Genomic DNA, 19201 nt, shown 5'->3' on the forward strand with positions numbered 1-19201 from the left:
CGTAGCAATGACACGCCGCCCAAATATCAACGAGAGAATTCATCCAGATATTGCTCAATACGCTGCCGCGTTTCGTCAATCGCCGGAGCGTATTGCCCCGCCAGCACCTGTTCAAAATCACGCAGCCAGAAGCCAATCTGTTCCCGCTCTTCCAGACGCGTCTGCGCCCAGGCTTTTTCCAGCCGCGCCAGCAGGTTGCGGTTCATCAGGTTATCTCTGGGGTGGATCTTCAGCGCTTGCAGTTTCTGATGACTTTTCTGCTGCTGCTCGGCACTCAGGCCGGTCGGACTGCGATCGATCACTTTCGTGAAGTTATCGCCGCTGTCCGGCAGATTAACATCCACTTCCAGCAGCCCATTGATGTCATAGCTGAAACGTACTTCAATGGATTGCTTATACGATTTCGCTTTTATCGGCATGGTGAATTCATCGATAAACACGTTGTTATCGACGTAAGGGCTTTCCCCCTGATAGATCGCGATGCAGATATTGTCTTGTCCGGCGGAGCCCGTGGAAAATGTCTCGACCCGCGAGGTCGGCACCACCGTATTGCGCTCCAGTATCGGGGAAAACAGACCGCTTTGCTTATCATTAGAGACTCGGATTCCGAGAGTGTACGGACAAACGTCCGTCAGGATCACTTCTTCGATATCCTGCTCACGCAACCGACAGGCGGCCTGCACCGCCGCGCCTTTGGCAACCACGGTATCGGCATCCAGATGCTGATAAGGTAATTTGCCAAACAGCCTGACCACCAGCTTCTGGATAACCGACATCTTTGATGCTCCGCCGACCAGCACCACATGGTCTAGCTGCTCTGGTTTCAGGCGAGCATCGTGCAGCGCCTGTTCTATCGGCGCGCGAATGCGGTTCATCAACGGCAACCAGGCGGCTTCGATTTCTTCATTATCCAGTACGATGCGCCATTCTTCTTCGCGCCAGTGCCATACCAGCTCATTCGATTGAGAAGGAAAGCCGGGCTGACATTTCAGCGCTTCTGCATGGCTGTAAAGACGCGCCAGATCCGCCGCAGGAATCTCCACGCCCTCAAGCTCCCACGCTTTCAGACAGGTTTTCACCATCGCCTGCGTGAAGTCTTCTCCCCCCAGATAGTTGTCGCCCGCCGAGCTGTGTACTTCGATTAGCGGAAACGCGTATTCCAACACGCTGACGTCAAAAGTGCCGCCGCCTAAATCAAAGACCAGCGTACGCCCCAACTCCTGCGTGTGTAAGCCGTAAGCCATAGAGGCAGCGGTGGGTTCATTGATTAAACGAACGGCATTCAGATCGGCCAGTTCTGCCGCAAAACGCGTCTGCTTACGCTGTTCATCGCTGAAATAGGCTGGCACGGAGATCACCACATCCTTAATGGGGTGCCCAAGGTAACTTTCCGCATCGGCTTTGAGCGATTTCAACACCATGGCCGACAGTTCGGCGGGAGAGAACGTTTTATCCCCGAGCCGGAAGGCTTTCTTGCTCCCCATGTAGCGCTTAAACAGCGACGCCGACACCTGCGGGTGCGTGGTCAAACGGGAAATCGCGGGTTTACCGACCAGAATGCTACCGTCTTCATCAATACTGACGGCCGAGGGCGTGAAGTTATCATTCAGCGCATTCGGTATCAGGCGGGCCTCGCCATTTTGCCAAACGCTAATCAGGCTGTTCGTCGTGCCCAGATCGATACCAATCGCCAGAGAAGCGTCTTGCGGGTGCGTCATGCTGTTATTCCTTATTTAACCATTCCGTACACTACCTATTCCCAGAGTGCTCATCAGGCGCAGATCAGTAGCCCATTCGGCGAGCAGGGCAACAGTATATACATCTTGATCGGGAAAAGACCGCGCACGACGGATTCAGGAATATTTTTCAACAGATCTGGTGAGTGATAAATAAGCGTTATATTATTTAATATATAACGATCATTCACGGAGCATTATCATGGGAAACCATTTTGAGCGGGGCGTCCTCGCGGGGCTGAGATCGGCCAACCCAAAATCCACCAACGACATTAATCCCTACTGCTACGACTATCGGCGCGGCTATATCTGTGGCTATGCTCACAATCTGGCTGAAACCAAAGGCGACCGCCAGCAGGCCGCCTTCGAGGCAGGGTTGTTGTCACGCCGCTACGGGCTGGAGCGGGAGAGAGTCGCAGAGTTCTTTACCGAACAAGGTAACCCATACGCGATTCGGTTTTTTTATGCAGGCTACGATGCGCACACGCCGCGCTAGTGGATGCCAGTTAGCGGCGCGCTTCCCGTAAATCAAAGCTAATGGGGATGGTGATGGTGAGTTGCGCATTATCCCCTATCACCTCTGCTGGCGGAGCCGGAAGCGGCTGAGCACGCTGCGGCAAAGTGACAGATTCCTTATCGAGCGGCATCATGCCGCTACTGCTGGCTAACGAAACGGCCAGAACGTTCCCCGTCCGATCCAACGTCACGCGAATCTGGGCGACGCCCTGCAATCGCTGCCGCACCGCCTGCGCCGGGTAACGCTTATAGCGGCTCAGATGTGCCAGCAGTTGGCTGCTCCAGTCCGCCACCCCTTTGCGCATCTGCGCGGCATCGCTGTTATATGGCGCAGCAACTTGCTGGCTGCTGCCCGGCAGCGGCGCGCTGGTGACGGGTGCGGGCGGTTTTTCTGATGGCGCAATCTCTTCCTGTGGCGTGGTCTCCAGCACCGGTTTTTCCATTTTTTTCTGCACTTTTTTCTGCGGCTGCGGCTTTTCCTTTTGTGCCGCCGCTATCACCGGCTTCGGCGCGGGCGCAAGCAGCGGCACATCCTGCGTCATTTTTTCCGACTGAGTCGCCGCCTCTTGCGGTGTAGACAGCGTCTGCTGCGGGCCGACAGGCGCATCCTGAGGGCTCGGTGTCGATTGCACGCTATCCGCCACCATCAACATCATGGCGGGCGGTGGCGCTTCAATGGAGGAATCAAGCGCATGGTAGCTAATCCAGACAATCAGCCCCGCGTGTAACGCCAATGCCAGCAGCCAGCCGCTCCCCCAACGAACCGTCGTGGCGGGCTGAATCGTATTGTATTGCAGCGTCTGTGCAGCCATTAGCCTACTGCCCCTCGCCGTGGAGACAGGGGCTGCACTCTCAATGAATGGGGCTCTGAGGAGGTCATCATGCGTTCTTCATCACATCGTTAGGTATAAAACGGACAGCAGATAATAGTAGGTCGTTCAGCTACGGGGATCGGGCAGAAAAAAAGTGAAAACAGCATAAAAAGTAATGTTATTACGTTTTAGCAGGATATTTTATCGCGCAGCAATCTGAACCCAGTAACGAGAGAAATAACGCACCTGTACAGGTAGCGCCTCCACCAGCGCCGCTAAAATATTATCGGTGTCTGACAGCGGGAATACGCCGGAAAACCGCAGGCTCTCCACCTCTGGTTGGCAACGAATGATACCGCTGCGATAGCGGCTCAGTTCATCAACAAAATCCACCAGACGCTGATTATCCGCCAGCAGTTGTCCTTTCACCCAGGCAGGCTCTGCTTTCGCCGCCGCTATCTGGCCACAGCGCTGCGTGGTGAACGTCGCCGTCTGTCCGCTTTTCACCACCTGTATATCCTGACCGTTCTGCTGCGGATGAAGCCTTACCGCGCCGTCATACACCGCCACCTGCGTGTGTTCATCCTGCACTCGCAGATTAAAGCGCGTCCCCAGTGCCTGCACTTTTCCCTGTGCCGTCGTCACAATGAAAGGACGTGGATACAACGCGGCCTTCTCCGCCTGACCGGTTTCGATCATGACTTCACCGCGAATCAGCGTAAGCTGGCGTAGATCGTCACCGTAGGCCACATTCAGCGCCGTCTGCGTATTCAGCAGCAGCGTCGTGCCATCGTCCAATACCGCATGGCGCTGTTCACCGACCTGCGTCTGGTAATCCGCCGTCAACGACTGCCAGAGGTCGGTGCGCGATCCCGCCACACCAGCGCCGCCGGTCAGACAGAGAATCGCCAGCGCTTTGAGTACGCTGCGACGCTGCATACCGTTAAGCGTCGACAGGCTATGGTGTGCCGCCCGTGCGTTAAGCTGACCCAGATTGGCACACACGGATTCGATATGCTGCCACGCCTGTTCGTTATCCGGCGAGGCTTCCCGCCAACGCTGCCACTCGCGGCGATCCTGTTCCGTGACGCTGTCGGACATCAGCTGCGTCAGCCACGCCACCGCTTCACGCGCGCTGTCCGGCTGAATCGGCTGACCCTGTCGGTCACGATAAAAAGTGCGATCGTTCATAGTGGCAGCGCAAAGAAACACTGGAGGTTGGCGCGTTGCAGATACTGTTTCACCGAACTGCTGGAAACCCGCAAGCGTTCGGCGATATCGCTGTAGCGCATACCGTGGAGGTGCGCCAGCAGAAACGCTTCCCTGACCGGCGCTGGCAGGCCGTCCAATGCAGCATCAAGCTGTTCAAGAATTTCGAGGGTAAGCAGACGCGTTTCTGGAGAGGGCATACAGGCATCCGGCTGCGTGCTCAACACATCCAGATAGGCATCTTCAATCTTTTTACGGCGGTAATGGTTGGCGACCAAACGGCGAGCCACGGTAGCCAGAAACGGGCGCGGCTGGCGAATCGTGAGCAGTTCTGGATTCATCAGCACGCTCAGGAACGTATCCTGTGCCAGATCTTCCGCATGCTGAGCGCAGTCCAGTTTATGGCGCAGCCAGTTACACAACCAGCGGTGGTGATCGAAATAGAGCTGCTGGGCAAAGTCATTAACGCTGGCCGTCGCTTTCCTCACCATCGAACTTTACCCCAAAGCACTATTTAAACATAAGAATGATAATCGTTCTTATTTATGTTTTTTCCCTCTGACTGTCAAGTTCCGAAACGAAAATTATTCAAATTTGCTGAATTTGCATTACGCCCATGCAACATCATCCGCTAACGGGGCGGCGATTCTAACCGCCCCGAGCATCGCAATCAGAAACGCTGTAACACGCTGATTTTTACGTTACGTCCTACGCCGGATACGGATTCGCCCAGATACGGGTAATAATCGGTATTCAGCAGGTTATCAACCGTCACTCGCGCTTCAAATCCTTTTATTGCCTGCGGCTGCCAGCTGGCAAACAGGCCATGCAGCACGTATCCCTTACTCTTCGGTAACGCCCAAATATCGGCCTGTGGATCGCCATCGGCAGGTGAACGATCCTGCTTACGCACAAAGTCCCCCGTCCAGCCTACCGCCATGTCCAGACTTGGGATTTTGGTGCCCAGCGTGGCGTGTGCTGTCGTCGGTGGTATTTCGGCGATCCAGGTTTTATTGCCCCACGGATTACGTGGTGACGCATCGCGCTCGCCGCGAATTGAGGAGAAGGACAGGCTGCCAAACAGCCAGCGGCTGTCGTAGAAGGATTCAATCTCTACCCCTTCAATCGTATAGCCCGGCAAATTACGGTAGTTAGAGAGCGGCTGCCCACAAGATGATGACGTCCCACTCTGCGTCTGTGCGTCACACAGGATACCGCGACGGTAGAAAATTTCGTTTTTACCGCGGTTACGGAACAGCGTGGTGCGAATTTGCAGACTGTCTTCTTCCAGCATCAGGTTGTTGAAGTCCAGAATCGCGCCCAGACGAAATGCTTTGATGCTTTCCACTTGCAGATTACGGCTGGTTCCCGGCACGCTGGACGCGGCAGACTGCACTTCATACTGTTCATCGACGACCGGTGCACGCCAGGTACGGCTGGCATCGGCAAACAGCGACAGATTATCCGTCGCCTTCCACAACGCCCCAATACGCGGCGACCAGCCGGTATAGGTCACGCTGCTGTAATCATGTCCTGCGGCCGGAATGCTGCTGTTATAACGTGGCGCGAGGTTAGGTTTCCCTGTATTCGTCACATGGTCATAACGCACGCCCGGCGTGATCGTCACGCTCCCCAGCGTCACCGCATCCTGTACATACAGGCTGCGGGTTTCCTGTTCCCCAGCAGGCATGTAGTAAGGCTGGAAATAGCCGTAGTTATACTCGGCGTTATTCTTACCGGATGGATAGTAGATCAGCGTGTCGCGCTTATGCTGATGCCAGCGCATACCCACCAGCAGCTTATGATCGAGCGGGCCAGTGGTGAACTGGCTTTCGTTACTGACCTCCGCCAGCTGATCTTTATAGCTCACCCAGCTTTCGTTCCCCAGCGATCCCAGATAGCTACTCTGTGAAGCCGAATCAGGGCGTCGGTCATGCTGTTCGGTTTTTGAGGTGGCAAATGACGCCGTCAGATTCAGCCACGGCTGATCCTCTGGCGCGATATTCCATTTCAGCGAGTAGTTCTTATCGACCTGATCGCGGTAAACCAGCTTACGCCGCCAGGCCTCTTCCCAACCGTAGAGATCAACTTCCCTTTGTGTGGGTGACGCCATATCGTCACGCTTCGCGGCAAACGGCTGCCAGCCGTCAGATTCGGAACGCATGGCAGAGAGCGTCAGCGTCTGAGCGTCCGTCAGATAGATGTTAGTCTTCAGTAAATAGGACGCCATGTCGCTGGTCGAATAGACAAAGCGCGTGCCGTCAGGACGTTCGATGTTGTCGCCATCGCGCTTGCTCATGTAGAGCAGGCCGTCAGCCATTCCGTCTTCAGTGCGGCCATACAGCGCGCCGCTGTAGATATTTTGCCGATCGTTGGTGTGATAGCTGTATTTGGCCATCCCGCCGAAATTCTCTCCCGGCAGCAACAGATCGCCAGCGTCTTTGGTATCAACGTGAATGGTACCGCCGAAGCCGCCGTTGCCGCTGCGAATATCATGCGGCCCTTTATCGACGTCGATCCGTTTAATCAGCTCAGGCTCAATAAACACCGAGCCCTGACGGTATTTCTCAAAGCCTTTTGGCGCACCGTCCAGTACGACTTTGACGTCTTCCATATCGCCCATGCCCCAGATATTCAGGCTCTGCCCACCCGGACGGGGAGACCCCGCCATCGATACGCCGGGGAGCTTATCGAGCAGGCTGGCAATATTATCGGCCTGCACGCGGTCAACATCGGCCTGACGCAGCACGGAACGTCCGGCGGCAGCGCTGTCCGATGTGCCACCAACAACCGACAGCGTCGGGATCATCAGGCTGCCGTCGCTTCCTTCAGCGGCAAGCGCGGATTCCAGCCGATAGCCCGTGGCCGTCTGTACCGCACTCAATCCCGTTCCCGCCAGCGCGGCGGCAAAAGCTTCCTGAACGGTGTAGCTTCCCTGCACGCTCCCGCTGGTTTTATTCTGTGTTTGATCGGGAGAAAACGTGAGAATGACATTGGCGCGGCTGGCAATAGCCTGCAACGTAGATCCGAGCGCCCCTGCCGGAATGGAAAACGCCACGGTCGGTGCTGCGGCAGCAGTCATCGTTTCCGCCGCCAGCGTCGAACTGACCGTTCCGGCACTCAAGATCAACACGCCGGACAGCGCCAGATGCACTGCCCGCGCCACCGTCAAGGCGGGTTTGTGCGCGATGCGCCCGCCCTTATGATTGTTTATCGCCATTGTCATTCCCCTGAAGTATTGAAAAAAAAGACACATCAGGTAGGTCACGCGAAAAACCAAATCGGGCAGGGAAAGTGCAAAAAATTTCAGGAAAACGTATTCAACACGGCATTCGCCGCCGTGTTCAGGTGACAAACGGGGCCTATCCAAGGCCACAAAACGCACCTTTGGTCACGAGCGATAATCCCTCTGCCATTGATTTTCACGGCGCTTGACCTCATCTTAGTAATTAATCCGCAGTAGATATCCGCCTTGCCGGCCTTTATTCAACAGATTCCACTTACCGGCAACGAGATCACCCACAATTATCAGGACGGCACCATGACGAATCCATTACTGACCTCATTTACCCTGCCCCCGTTCTCCAGTATCAAAACGGAAGATATTGTCCCAGCGGTGAAGTCCGCACTGGATGAATGCCGCGAGACGGTAGAGCGTGTGGTGGCGCAAGCGGGGCCGTTTACATGGGATAATCTGTGCCAGCCGCTGGCAGACAGCGACGATCGTCTTGGCCGCATATTCTCCCCCATCAGCCACCTGAACGCGGTAAAGAACAGCCCGGAGCTGCGTGCGGTTTATGAAGAATGTCTGCCGCTGCTGTCCGAACACAGCACCTGGGTCGGCCAACATGCTGGACTCTATCAGGCCTATCGCAGCCTGCGCGACGGCGAGCACTACACCGCACTGAGCCTGGCGCAGAAGAAATCCGTTGATAACGCGCTGCGCGATTTTGAGCTGTCTGGTATCGGTCTGTCGCCGGAAAAACAGAAACGCTATGGCGAAATTTCCGCTCGCCTGTCCGAACTTGGCTCGCAGTACAGCAACAACGTGCTGGATGCCACGATGGGCTGGAGCAAGCTGATTACCGACGTCGCCGAGCTGGATGGCATGCCAGAAAGCGCGCTGGCAGCGGCCAAAGCGCAGGCTGAAGCCAAAGAACAAGACGGCTGGCTGCTGACGCTGGATATCCCAAGCTACCTGCCGGTGATGACCTACTGCACCAATCAGGCGCTGCGCGAAGAGATGTACCGTGCCTACGGCACGCGCGCTTCCGATCAGGGGCCGAACGCAGGCAAGTGGGACAATAGTGAGGTGATGGCAGAAGAGCTGGCACTGCGTCACGAACTGGCACAACTACTGGGCTTCGACAGCTACGCGCACAAATCGCTGGCGACCAAAATGGCGGAAAACCCACAGCAGGTACTCGATTTCCTGACCGATCTGGCAAAACGCGCCCGTCCACAGGCGGAAGAAGAACTCGCGCAGCTGCGTGCCTTCGCCAAAGAACACTACGGCGTAGAGGAATTGCAGGCCTGGGATATCACCTACTACAGCGAACAGCAGAAGCAGCACCGATATTCCATCAGCGATGAGCAGCTTCGTCCGTACTTCCCAGAAGAACGCGCGGTGAACGGCCTGTTCGAAGTGGTTAAACGCATCTACGGCATCACCGCCAAAGAGCGTAAAGACGTCGATGTCTGGCACCCGGACGTTCGCTTCTTCGATCTGTTCGATGAAAGCGGTGAACTGCGTGGCAGCTTCTACCTCGATTTATATGCCCGTGAACACAAGCGCGGCGGAGCCTGGATGGACGACTGCGCGGGTAAACTGCGTAAAGGAAACGGCGAACTGCAAAAACCGGTCGCCTATCTGGTCTGTAACTTCAACCGTCCGGTCAACGGCAAACCAGCGCTGTTTACTCACGACGAAGTCACCACGCTGTTCCACGAATTTGGTCACGGCCTGCACCACATGCTGACCCAGATCGATACCGCCGGTGTTGCGGGCATCAACGGTGTACCGTGGGATGCGGTCGAGCTGCCAAGTCAGTTTATGGAAAACTGGTGCTGGGAACCGGAAGCGCTGGCCTTTATCTCCGGCCACCACGAAACCGGTGAACCGCTGCCGCAGGAACTGCTGGATAAAATGCTGGCGGCGAAGAACTATCAGGCCGCGCTATTCATTCTGCGTCAGCTGGAATTCGGCCTGTTCGATTTCCGCCTGCATGCCGAGTTTGATCCTGCGAAAGGCGCACAGATTCTGCCGACGCTGGCAGAAATCAAAGCGCAGGTGGCCGTGGTGCCAAGCCCAAGCTGGGGCCGCTTCCCGCACGCGTTCAGTCACATCTTCGCGGGCGGCTATGCCGCAGGCTATTACAGCTATCTGTGGGCAGACGTGCTGGCAGCCGATGCCTATTCCCGCTTCGAGGAAGAAGGGATCTTCAACCGTGAAACCGGCCAGTCTTTCCTGGATAACATCCTGACCCGCGGCGGTTCCGAAGAGCCAATGGAGCTGTTCAAACGCTTCCGTGGCCGTGAACCGCAGTTAGACGCCATGCTCGCGCATTACGGCATCAAAGGATGAGCATCTGCTTAATCGCAGAGGAAGGCGCCGATAGTGGCGCCTTATCTTCTCTGGCCGCACGCTGGGGGCTGGTTTCCGATCCCGATGCGGTCATGGCGCTGGTGCTGACTGCGGAACGTCTGGAACTGCGTAAGCAGGACGAACCGAAGCTCGGTGCTATTTTCGTGGATTTCGTTGGTGGGGTGATGGCGCACCGTCGCCGCTTTGGCGGCGGACGCGGTGAGGCTGTAGCCAAAGCTGTCGGGATCAAAAAAGATTACCTGCCGGATGTCGTGGATGCGACGGCCGGGCTAGGTCGCGACGCCTTTGTGTTGGCCGCATTAGGCTGCCACGTACGCATGGTGGAGCGTAATCCAGTGGTTGCAGCGCTGCTGGACGACGGGTTGCAGCGTGGCTATCGGGACGCAGAAATTGGCCCATGGCTACGGGAGCGGCTGACGCTGCTGCACGCGTCGAGCATGACCGCGCTGCGCGATATCACACCGCCGCCGGATGTGGTTTATCTCGATCCGATGTTCCCACATAAACAAAAGAGCGCGCTGGTGAAGAAAGAAATGCGCGTGTTTCAGTCGCTGGTGGGTGCGGATGACGATGCCGATGCGCTGCTGGAACCCGCCCGCGCGCTGGCGAAAAAACGCGTCGTGGTGAAGCGACCAGACTATGCACCGCCGCTGGCAGGCATACCGGCGCAGTCTATGCTGGAAACCAAAAGCCACCGCTTCGATTTCTATCTTCCCGCCTGAACAATCTCGTCGCCGCGACGCTAAGCGTATCGGCGACTAAAAACTTAGCCTGCTTCGCATTTCCTACGCTGCTTTTGCAAAGTCTGTGGCACTAATGAGAAGCAAATCGCATAATTCCGCGCTATCCCCTTTTATGACACTAAGATGACATAATGAAAAAAACGCTTCTGTCACTTCTGCTTTGTTTGAGTACTTCTGCTATGGCCGCTCAAGAACCCGTCAATATTACGATTCTGGGGACATCCGATCTGCATGGCACCTTTGTTCCCTGGGATTACGCCACCGACACCGCCAACATGGCTGGCAGCCTGAGCCAGATCGCCACGCAGGTGCATAAGGTTCGTGCGCAGCAGCCGAATGTGATTCTGGTTGATGCGGGCGATACCATTCAGGGTAACTTTGTCGAAACCTTTAAGAATGACAAAACCAGCCCGATGATCCTCGGTTTTAATGCCCTGAATTATGACGTCTGGGTGCTGGGCAACCACGAGTTCGATTTCGGGCTGAACGTGCTCAGCACTTCGCTTGACCAGTTCAAAGGCACCGCGCTGGCAGGCAACATTTTTTGGGAAAGCGGTAAGCCTTACTTACCCGCCTATAAAATTGTCGAACGGCAGGGCGTGAAGATTGGCATCATCGGCATGGATACGCCGATGACCGCGGAATTCGCCAAAGGCACTGACCGCGTGAAAGGGCTGAACTTTACCGATCCTGTCGGGGCGGTAAAAACCGTTATCCAGCAAATCCACGGCAACGTGGATGCCATCGTGCTGGTCGCCCATATGGGCATCGATAACGAGAACCAGCGGCCAGGCACTGGCGTCGGTGATATCGCTCGCGCTAACCCGGAATTAGCCGCCATCGTCGCGGGCCATATGCACGTAAAAGTAGACAAAGAGGTGATTAATGGCGTGATTGTCACCGAACCGGACAGATATGGTCGTGCACTGTCGCGCATCGATTTGCAGTTTGAGCAGCAAAACGGCAAGTACGTGCTGATCAACAAAGACAGCTATACCTATTCGATCAAGGACGTGGATTCTGACCGCAAGATGGAAGACATCTACGAGCCTTATCACAATACCCTGCGCGCCAACGCTAACCGTCCGATTGCGCAGCTTCTCGGGCACGATCTGGTGCCGCAAGATGCCGTGAAAGGCATTCCTCAGGTACACGTGCAGGACACGGGCATCAGCGCCCTGTTCCAGGAAGCCAGCCGCCATTACGCCCCTAAAGCGCAGGTCATCGCGCTGCAAATTGATAACGATCGGCCCAAGCTGAACGTCGGCACCATCGCCGCGAAGGACATTGCCTTTAACTATCAATACGCTGGCGGCGAGATCACGGTTTATCAGCTCACCGGTAAAGAACTGAAGAAATACATGGAATGGTCTGCGGGTTACTTCAACCAGTTGCAGGACGGCGATGTGACTTACAGCTTCAATCCGCAGCGCCGCGCGTCCAAGTATTCCACCAATGATTTCTTCGACGGCGTGACGTACACCATCGACCTGACAAAACCTGCCGGGCAGCGCATCACTGACCTGAAAATGAGTAACGGCATGCCAGTTACCGATGACATGCCGATTCGTCTGGGCATGAACAGCTATCGTATGGGCCACCTGACGCAGAAAGGCGGCGTGCTGGAAGGTATGCAGTTCCCGGTACTGTCAGATACTAAAGCGGAATATGGTGAAGAGGCAGGCACAATTCGTAACCTGACTATCCGCTATCTGACCGAGGTGAAAAAAGGCCAATACGAGGGTACGGTGCCGCAGCGCTGGAAGCTGGCAGGATTGCAGGGCTATGAGCGCGAACGCCGCATTATCGAATCGCTGCTCAACAGCGGGAAAATCAGCGTGCCAACCTCAGACGACGGTCGCTACAGCAACGTTCAATCCATCAACGTGAAATCGCTGCTGCTGCCGGATACCGCGCAGAAGGAGAAACGCGTAGCGGAATTGACGCAACAGCGCGACAGCGCCACCAACGCGTTGACCAAACAGCGGCTGAACGATCAACTGACGATTATCGCGGCCATTAACTAACCGACACGTCAGCGGGAATCCAGGATCGCTGACAACATGCGTCGAGCGGTGATAATGGATAGATCGTAAAGACGCTGCACAGCCTGCCATTGGCAGGCTGTATTATCTCTCGCTGCGGGCTTTCCAGCGTTCGCTCGTCAGGTAGCCGTTCACGCCCACATCCAGGAAAGGGCGTGGCGGCAAGTAATTTGCCTGCCCGAGCGATTGCATATCGCTAATCAGCGGGTTGTCTTCACCCAGCGCTAAATCCGCCAGAATATGCCCGGCAGCGGTTTGCTTCGACAGCCCCGCCCCGTTACAGCCAGCGGACGCGTACACATTGTCGCTTAACTGCCCCCAAATTGGTGCTCCGTTGCGCGTGACACTAATCAAGCCTGACCAGGTATGCGCCATCTTCACATCGCTCAACTGCGGGAACATTCGGGCAAAAATAGCCGCGTGACGACGCGCGTGGCGTCCGGTTTCTACCGCGCTATTGACCAGCTCAGGCGTAAATTTCACATGCTCCCGAATCAGGAAACGATGGTCGCGCGTATAGCGCAGCGTCGCGCTGGCCAGCGCATTGACCGGCGTCAACCCCCAGTCCGGCATGTCGCCCATACGTGCTAGCTGTTCCGCATTCAGCGGTTCCGTCAGCGTCGCGAAAGTCGCCACGGCAAATACCCGGCCATTGAACAGCGGCAGGCCGCGCGCCGCGCCGTTAATCGCCATCATCAGCTTATCTGCCTGAATCTCGCCGTACGGCGTTTCCACGCGAATGCGCGATCCCGTTTCGATATTCAGCGCCGGAGAATGGGCGTAGACCGTCACGTTCTTCGGTAGGTTCGCCACCAGCCCGACCACCAGCGCCGCCGGGTTTAGCAAAATGCAATTGGGGGTGTACACCGCACGATGATAGAAAGACGTGCCGAGGCGGCGAGCAAGCTCGTCTTTTTCCACCACCTGATAGGATTCACCCAAATCGTCCAATTCACGGACATAGGTATCGATCAGGCCGTCAAACGTTGAACTGACAGCGCAGTGATATTTCCCCGCCACGCTCCAGTCGCACGCAATCGCATGGCGATCCACCTTCTCTTTCAGATGCGCGACGCCGGACTGCAACAGACGACGGTAAGCCGCCGCTTTTTCCAGCTCGGCCGTCGAACTGCCGATGTTGTGCGGCAAATCGATCACGAAACCGGAGTTACGCCCGGAGGCATTGTCGCCAATCTCACCCGCATCCAGCAAGATAATGTGTTTATCCGGGCGCTGTTCAGCCAGACGCTGTGCAAAGGCAATCCCCGCATAGCCCGCGCCGATCACCAGCCAGTCCGCCGTTGTTTTTCCACGCTGCTGCGGATAATTCGGTTTATCGATAAGATCTGCCGACCAGCCATTACGATTCTGATCGAAAGGAAGATGTTTGATTTTCACAATGGTGTAAGCCTTGAAGAGAACGGGTTGTACCAGAAGACTGACGATACGCAATGCTGATTAAGATAAAGAAAGGCAGGAAGCGGTGTCCAGCAAGAAATGTATATATTTTAAATAATTGGCGTGTACATACCCTAAATAATTCGAGTTACAGGAAGGCGGCAAGAGAGGAAATCCCGATGAGCTTACTCAAGTAAGTGATTCGGGTGACTGAACGCAGCCAACACACCTGTAACTTGAAGTATGACGGGTAAGAGCGCCTGCGAATACAGGCGCTTTAAGTAAACAGTCGTTACACGACGCCCTGCGCCAGCATCGCGTCGGCCACTTTTACAAAGCCCGCCACGTTAGCACCGCGCACGTAGTTAGTTTGGCTGTTTTCACCGCCGTACTGCACACAGGCATTGTGAATATCCAGCATGATGTGGTGCAGACGCGCATCCACCTTCTCGGCTTTCCAGCCCAAACGTGCTGCGTTCTGCGCCATTTCCAGACCGGATGTCGCCACACCGCCGGCGTTGGCCGCTTTGCCCGGCGCAAACAGTACGCCAGCATCCAGGAACGCGTCGGTCGCTGGGATCGTGGTTGGCATGTTGGCACCTTCTGCCACGGCTTTCACACCGTTAGCAATCAGCGTCTGCGCCGCAGGCAGATCCAGCTCATTCTGCGTCGCACACGGCAGCGCGATGTCTACCGGCACTTCCCACGGCGTTTTGCCTGCAAGGTAGGTCAGCTTCGCTTCGCGCGCGTAATCTTCCACGCGGCCATAGCGTTTGTTTTTAATCTCTTCCAGCAGCGCCAGTTTCTCTGGGGTAAACCCGCTCTCATCTACCACCGTGCCGTTAGAATCCGATGCCGTAACCACGCGTGCACCCAGTTCCATCGCTTTTTCAATCGCGTACTGCGCCACATTACCAGAACCGGATACCGCGACACGCATGCCTTCAAAGCCAAGACCGTGGCGTTTCAGCATCGCTTCCGTGAAGTAGATCAGGCCGTAGCCCGTCGCTTCAGGACGGATCAGACTGCCGCCGAACGACAATCCTTTACCCGTGAAGACGCACGCCGTGTTGTTGGTCAGCTTCTTCATCATGCCGGTCATGAAACCGACTTCACGGCCGCCCACGCCGATGTCGCCTGCCGGAACGTCCGTATCCGCGCCCAGATGACGATACAGCTCCGTCATCAGCGCCTGACAGAAGCGCATGACTTCGCCCTGGCTTTTCCCTTTCGGGTTAAAGTCCGAGCCGCCCTTGCCGCCGCCCATTGGCAGCGTCGTCAGCGCATTTTTGAACGTCTGCTCGAATCCGAGGAATTTCAGAATCGACAGGTTAACAGAAGGGTGGAAACGCATGCCGCCTTTGTACGGACCAATCGCGGAGCTGAACTGGACACGCCAGGCGCGGTTCACCTGTACCTGACCTTTGTCGTCCGTCCATGCGACGCGGAACTGAATCACGCGTTCCGGTTCTACCAATCGTTCCAGCAGGCTGTAATCCGCATAGTGAGGGTTCTGCTCCAGAAAAGGCCACAGAGTGGAAAGGACTTCATTAACGGCCTGTAGAAATTCAGGCTGATGCGGATCGCGTTGTTGAACAGAATCAAGAAAACTTGCCAGAGATACGATTTGTGCCATGAACAGCTCCTGATTGAACGAATAAGTCCCCGTCTGCTTCTTTATTTTTAGACACGCAGAAGCTTGTGGGATCGGTGAAAATGATGTTGTGTCCTCTGGACTATAACACTGGCGATGGATATTTAAGCAAGCGTTTTCTTTTCAGATAAACGTTATAATCCAATGGGATAGGAAGGGTTTTTTGGCGATTTGAGAAGAGAAATTTGCTATAAGTTTTTGTTATATAACAAAAGGCACAGCTAAGAAGCCGTGCCTTTCATCACTGAAAAAAAATGCAAAAAAAGCTAATTTTTATTCGTCTTCATCATCACGCAGCGGCACGATGAGCATGTCGACATGTACGGTATTAATCAGCTGACGAGCAGAAGACATCAGTTTGCTCCAGAAGTCCTGATGGTGACCGCACAGTACGAGGTCGACATCGTATTTCTTAATCGCATCAACCAGCACCTGCCCTAAATCGCCGCTGCCGCTCAGCGTCTCGCTGATAGGGTAGCCCGCGTTCTGGGACAGCTCAGCCAACGCGTTCTGGGTTTCTTCGGAGATACGCTGTTGCATGTCACCCAGATTGACGTCAATAAGCCCAGTATAGAGATCGGAGTAGTTCACATCGACGTGGATTAACGACACTTTCGCATTGTACGGTCTTGCCATTGAAACCGCTTTTTCCACTAACACTTTGCTTTCTGGAGAAAGGTCAACAGCAATAAGGATGTGTTTGTAAGCCATAATAAGACTCCTTCCGTAAAGACTAATTAAGGGTTAGCAGATATTTCTCCTGCCAATCTGATACTTACCAGCGGATTATAGGATAGCACTCGTCCACGCTATCGGACTGTTCAGTCGATCACAACCCGTTTTCAAACCTGTTAATTCTATTGATAAGTGTAGTAGAAACCGCTCCTTTTCACAGTTAAATCGCGTAGCTTCTCCTTTCAGAAAGGGCATTATCTCGTCGAAAATCGTCCTTCATGCCGATTGCGCCTGCCTCTCTGGCACAAACGAACATTCTTCTTCTACACTACAAGTAGGGAGCGGTGAGCCTGTCCGCTGCCCCCTGGGATGGAAAACGAGAATGGGGCTAGCCGTGATGCCGTTGGCTATCCAAAATGACAATAAAATCGTGCGCAAGCGCGTGGCATAACTATTCGTAGAAAAATGTCACAGACAAACGTCGTAGATAAGCGTCGCGGATAAAGAGTAGCGCTTGTCATCGGTGACAGGTGGACAACGGGAAGGTATGGCCATCGAATCTGACGAATAGAACGACCGGGAGGGAAGCATGATTAGTACATTTGCGCTTTTCTGGGCTTTATGTATCGTCTGCATCATCAATATGGCGAGGTACTACTCTTCATTGCGCGTGTTACTGCTGGTTTTGCGTGACTGTGACCCGCTGCTTTACCAATACGTTGACGGAGGGGGATTCTTTACCTCGCACGGCCAGCCAAGCAAGCAAATCAGGCTGGTAGGCTATATCTACGCACAACGCTATCTTGATCATCACGACCCTGAGTTTATTCGCCGCTGCGAGCGGGTGCGGGGACAATTCCTGCTCACGACCGCCTTGTGTGGCCTCATTGTCATCAGCCTGATTGCCATGATGATATGGTATTAAAACATCGTACTTATATAATTATTGGTACTCACACTCTCTGGTATTAACACCATGAACGTCGATAAAAAGTAAAAAGGCGATTCCCCACAGAATCGCCTTTTTTATTTATGCGTGATGAATTATCGCAATTAGATCAGCTTCAGCGCCAGCCAGTACAGCGTACCGGACATCAGCATTGAGACAGGCAGCGTCAACACCCAGGCAAGCAGAATACTTCTTATCGTTTTGCCCTGTACGCCACCACCGTCCGCAATCATCGTCCCGGCAACCGCCGAGGACAATACGTGCGTGGTGGAAACAGGCATACCGGTATAGCTGGCGACACCAATCGACAGGGCCGCCGTCACCTGCGCCGAAACGCCCTGTGCGTAGGTCATGCCTTTCTTACCAATCTTCTCACCGATGGTCACCGCAACGCGTTTCCAGCCCACCATGGTGCCCAGAGACAGCGCCAATGCGACAGCGACGATAATCCAAAGAGGGGCATACTCAATCGTCTGCAGCATGTCTTTACGCAGATTGCTCAGGTAGCGCTTATCTTCGCCCGACGTTTCTGGCAGCTTGATCACCCGATCCATCGTGTCAGAGATACACATCAGCAAACGACGCACTCTGCTACGATCGTCAGGGTTCAGCTGGTCGTAACTTTTCAGGTTATTCAGCAGACCCTGTGTACGGTCAATCGCAATCATCACGCGTGAACTGTCACAGTGAAACTCTTTCTGACCGTTGCCGGGAATCGTGCTTTCTGGCGTAGGAATGACTGGCGGAGACAGGTCGATAACGTGCGTCAGCGCGTCGCCGTGCTGCTTGTAGTATTCCTGCAAATTGACAACGGCATCACGGGTACGGCTGATGTCATAGCCAGACGCGTTCATGTTGACAATAAACCCGGCTGGCGCGACGCCAATCAGCACCAGCATAATCAAGCCGATACCTTTCTGACCGTCGTTTGCACCGTGAGAGAAGCTCACCCCAATCGCCGATAAAATCAGCGCGGTGCGCGTCCAGAACGGCGGCTTACGTTTGCCGTCCTGCTTTTCGCGATCGACAGGCGTCAGATGCACGCGCTTGCGTTTTTTGCTGTTGTTCCAGAACCGACGCAGCACCAGCACCAGCAGGCCTGCAACCACCATCCCCACAATCGGCGAGAGCAGCAACGACAGGAAAATGCTGATCATTTTCGGCACGTTCAACGCATCCACAACGGAGGTATCCGTCAACAGCGCGTTGGTTAAACCAATACCAATAATGGAGCCGATCAGCGTGTGAGAACTGGAGGCAGGAATACCGAAGTACCAGGTACCCAGGTTCCAGATAATGGCGGCCAGCAGCATGGAAAAGACCATCGCCAGACCGTGCGCCGAACTCACGTTCAGCAATAAATCCGTGGGGAGAAGGTGAACAATTGCATAGGCCACGCTCAGGCCGCCCAGCAGTACACCGAAGAAATTAAAGACACCCGCCATAACAACAGCAAACTCGGCACGCATGGCGCGGGTATAAATAACAGTGGCAACGGCGTTCGCAGTATCGTGAAAACCGTTGATGGCTTCATACATCAGTACAAACAACAAAGCCAATATCAACATCAGGCCAGTGTAGTAATCCAAACCGGCAAATAAATGTAGCATAAACGTTAGGCCATTTAGTGGTCATGAACGCGGCGCATTATCGGCGACAAGCAGGGGTCGGGAAAAGCGAAATATGACATTTTTTTGACTTAATATGTGACGACGATCGATGGATAAATCACTTAATCAATAAAAATCAAATAATTATATATTTTTACTAAAATATGCAAATTGTTACGCTGGTATCGAACAAAAACCAACACTACAATTTGCCGCCCTATGGCTTATCGGCCTGTGGCAATCCAAGAA

At 54.7% G+C, this 19201-nt stretch carries 14 protein-coding genes; 5 read left to right on the forward strand and 9 right to left on the reverse strand.

Going from position 1 to position 19201, the window contains the following annotated elements:
* Positions 1–26: 26 nt before the first annotated feature.
* Positions 27–1718 (reverse strand): molecular chaperone HscC, encoded by a 1692-nt coding sequence (locus MYB54_RS21395; RefSeq protein WP_248721338.1) that lies wholly within the window; start codon positions 1716–1718, stop codon positions 27–29.
* Between the two features lie 220 nt (positions 1719–1938).
* Here MYB54_RS21395 and MYB54_RS21400 point away from each other — a divergent pair, with 220 nt between their 5' ends.
* Complete coding sequence (locus MYB54_RS21400) at positions 1939–2232, forward strand: DUF2623 domain-containing protein (protein ID WP_005968196.1); 294 nt, start codon at positions 1939–1941, stop codon at positions 2230–2232.
* A 10-nt stretch (positions 2233–2242) separates the two neighbouring features.
* Here MYB54_RS21400 and MYB54_RS21405 read toward each other — a convergent pair whose 3' ends face one another.
* The 4 genes from MYB54_RS21405 to MYB54_RS21420 form a co-directional block, all read right to left on the reverse strand.
* Entirely contained in the window at positions 2243–3064 is an 822-nt protein-coding gene (locus MYB54_RS21405; protein WP_206555888.1) for an energy transducer TonB family protein, read from the reverse strand.
* A gap of 201 nt (positions 3065–3265) precedes the next feature.
* Positions 3266–4255: a FecR domain-containing protein gene (locus tag MYB54_RS21410; RefSeq protein ID WP_248721339.1), complete on the reverse strand. Its 990-nt coding sequence runs from the start codon at positions 4253–4255 to the stop codon at positions 3266–3268.
* A complete protein-coding gene (locus MYB54_RS21415; protein ID WP_010296516.1) occupies positions 4252–4764 on the reverse strand; it encodes a sigma-70 family RNA polymerase sigma factor in 513 nt (170 codons plus the stop codon). The genes MYB54_RS21410 and MYB54_RS21415 overlap by 4 nt, the downstream gene beginning before the upstream one ends.
* A gap of 179 nt (positions 4765–4943) precedes the next feature.
* Entirely contained in the window at positions 4944–7493 is a 2550-nt protein-coding gene (locus MYB54_RS21420) for a TonB-dependent receptor (protein ID WP_248721340.1), read from the reverse strand.
* 321 nt (positions 7494–7814) lie between these two features.
* Here MYB54_RS21420 and prlC point away from each other — a divergent pair, with 321 nt between their 5' ends.
* From prlC to MYB54_RS21435, 3 genes are all read left to right on the forward strand, one after another.
* Positions 7815–9857 carry an oligopeptidase A gene (gene prlC, locus MYB54_RS21425; protein ID WP_039284904.1) on the forward strand — a complete coding sequence of 681 codons (2043 nt, stop codon included), beginning with the start codon at positions 7815–7817 and terminating at the stop codon, positions 9855–9857.
* Entirely contained in the window at positions 9854–10600 is a 747-nt protein-coding gene (gene rsmJ, locus MYB54_RS21430) for a 16S rRNA (guanine(1516)-N(2))-methyltransferase RsmJ (RefSeq protein ID WP_248721341.1), read from the forward strand. The genes prlC and rsmJ overlap by 4 nt, the downstream gene beginning before the upstream one ends.
* 152 nt (positions 10601–10752) lie before the next feature.
* Positions 10753–12648: a bifunctional metallophosphatase/5'-nucleotidase gene (locus MYB54_RS21435; RefSeq protein WP_248721342.1), complete on the forward strand. Its 1896-nt coding sequence runs from the start codon at positions 10753–10755 to the stop codon at positions 12646–12648.
* A 102-nt stretch (positions 12649–12750) separates the two neighbouring features.
* Here the strand turns inward: MYB54_RS21435 and MYB54_RS21440 are convergent, their stop codons facing one another.
* The 3 genes from MYB54_RS21440 to uspA form a co-directional block, all read right to left on the reverse strand.
* Positions 12751–14064, reverse strand: coding sequence for an NAD(P)/FAD-dependent oxidoreductase (locus tag MYB54_RS21440; protein ID WP_205593298.1), 1314 nt, complete (start codon positions 14062–14064; stop codon positions 12751–12753).
* A gap of 292 nt (positions 14065–14356) precedes the next feature.
* A complete protein-coding gene (gene gdhA / locus MYB54_RS21445) occupies positions 14357–15700 on the reverse strand; it encodes an NADP-specific glutamate dehydrogenase (protein ID WP_014913653.1) in 1344 nt (447 codons plus the stop codon).
* A 291-nt stretch (positions 15701–15991) separates the two neighbouring features.
* The gene (uspA, locus tag MYB54_RS21450) at positions 15992–16429 is read right to left on the reverse strand and encodes a universal stress protein UspA (protein ID WP_014913652.1); all 438 of its coding nucleotides are present in this window, start codon (positions 16427–16429) and stop codon (positions 15992–15994) included.
* Between the two features lie 553 nt (positions 16430–16982).
* Between uspA and uspB the strand changes: the two genes are divergently transcribed.
* A complete protein-coding gene (uspB, locus tag MYB54_RS21455; RefSeq protein WP_014913651.1) occupies positions 16983–17318 on the forward strand; it encodes a universal stress protein UspB in 336 nt (111 codons plus the stop codon).
* A 128-nt stretch (positions 17319–17446) separates the two neighbouring features.
* Here the strand turns inward: uspB and pitA are convergent, their stop codons facing one another.
* A complete protein-coding gene (gene pitA, locus MYB54_RS21460) occupies positions 17447–18952 on the reverse strand; it encodes an inorganic phosphate transporter PitA (protein ID WP_014913650.1) in 1506 nt (501 codons plus the stop codon).
* Positions 18953–19201: the final 249 nt, after the last annotated feature.

The organism is Pectobacterium nicotianae (assembly GCF_023272715.1).
Taxonomy (GTDB): domain Bacteria; phylum Pseudomonadota; class Gammaproteobacteria; order Enterobacterales; family Enterobacteriaceae; genus Pectobacterium; species Pectobacterium brasiliense.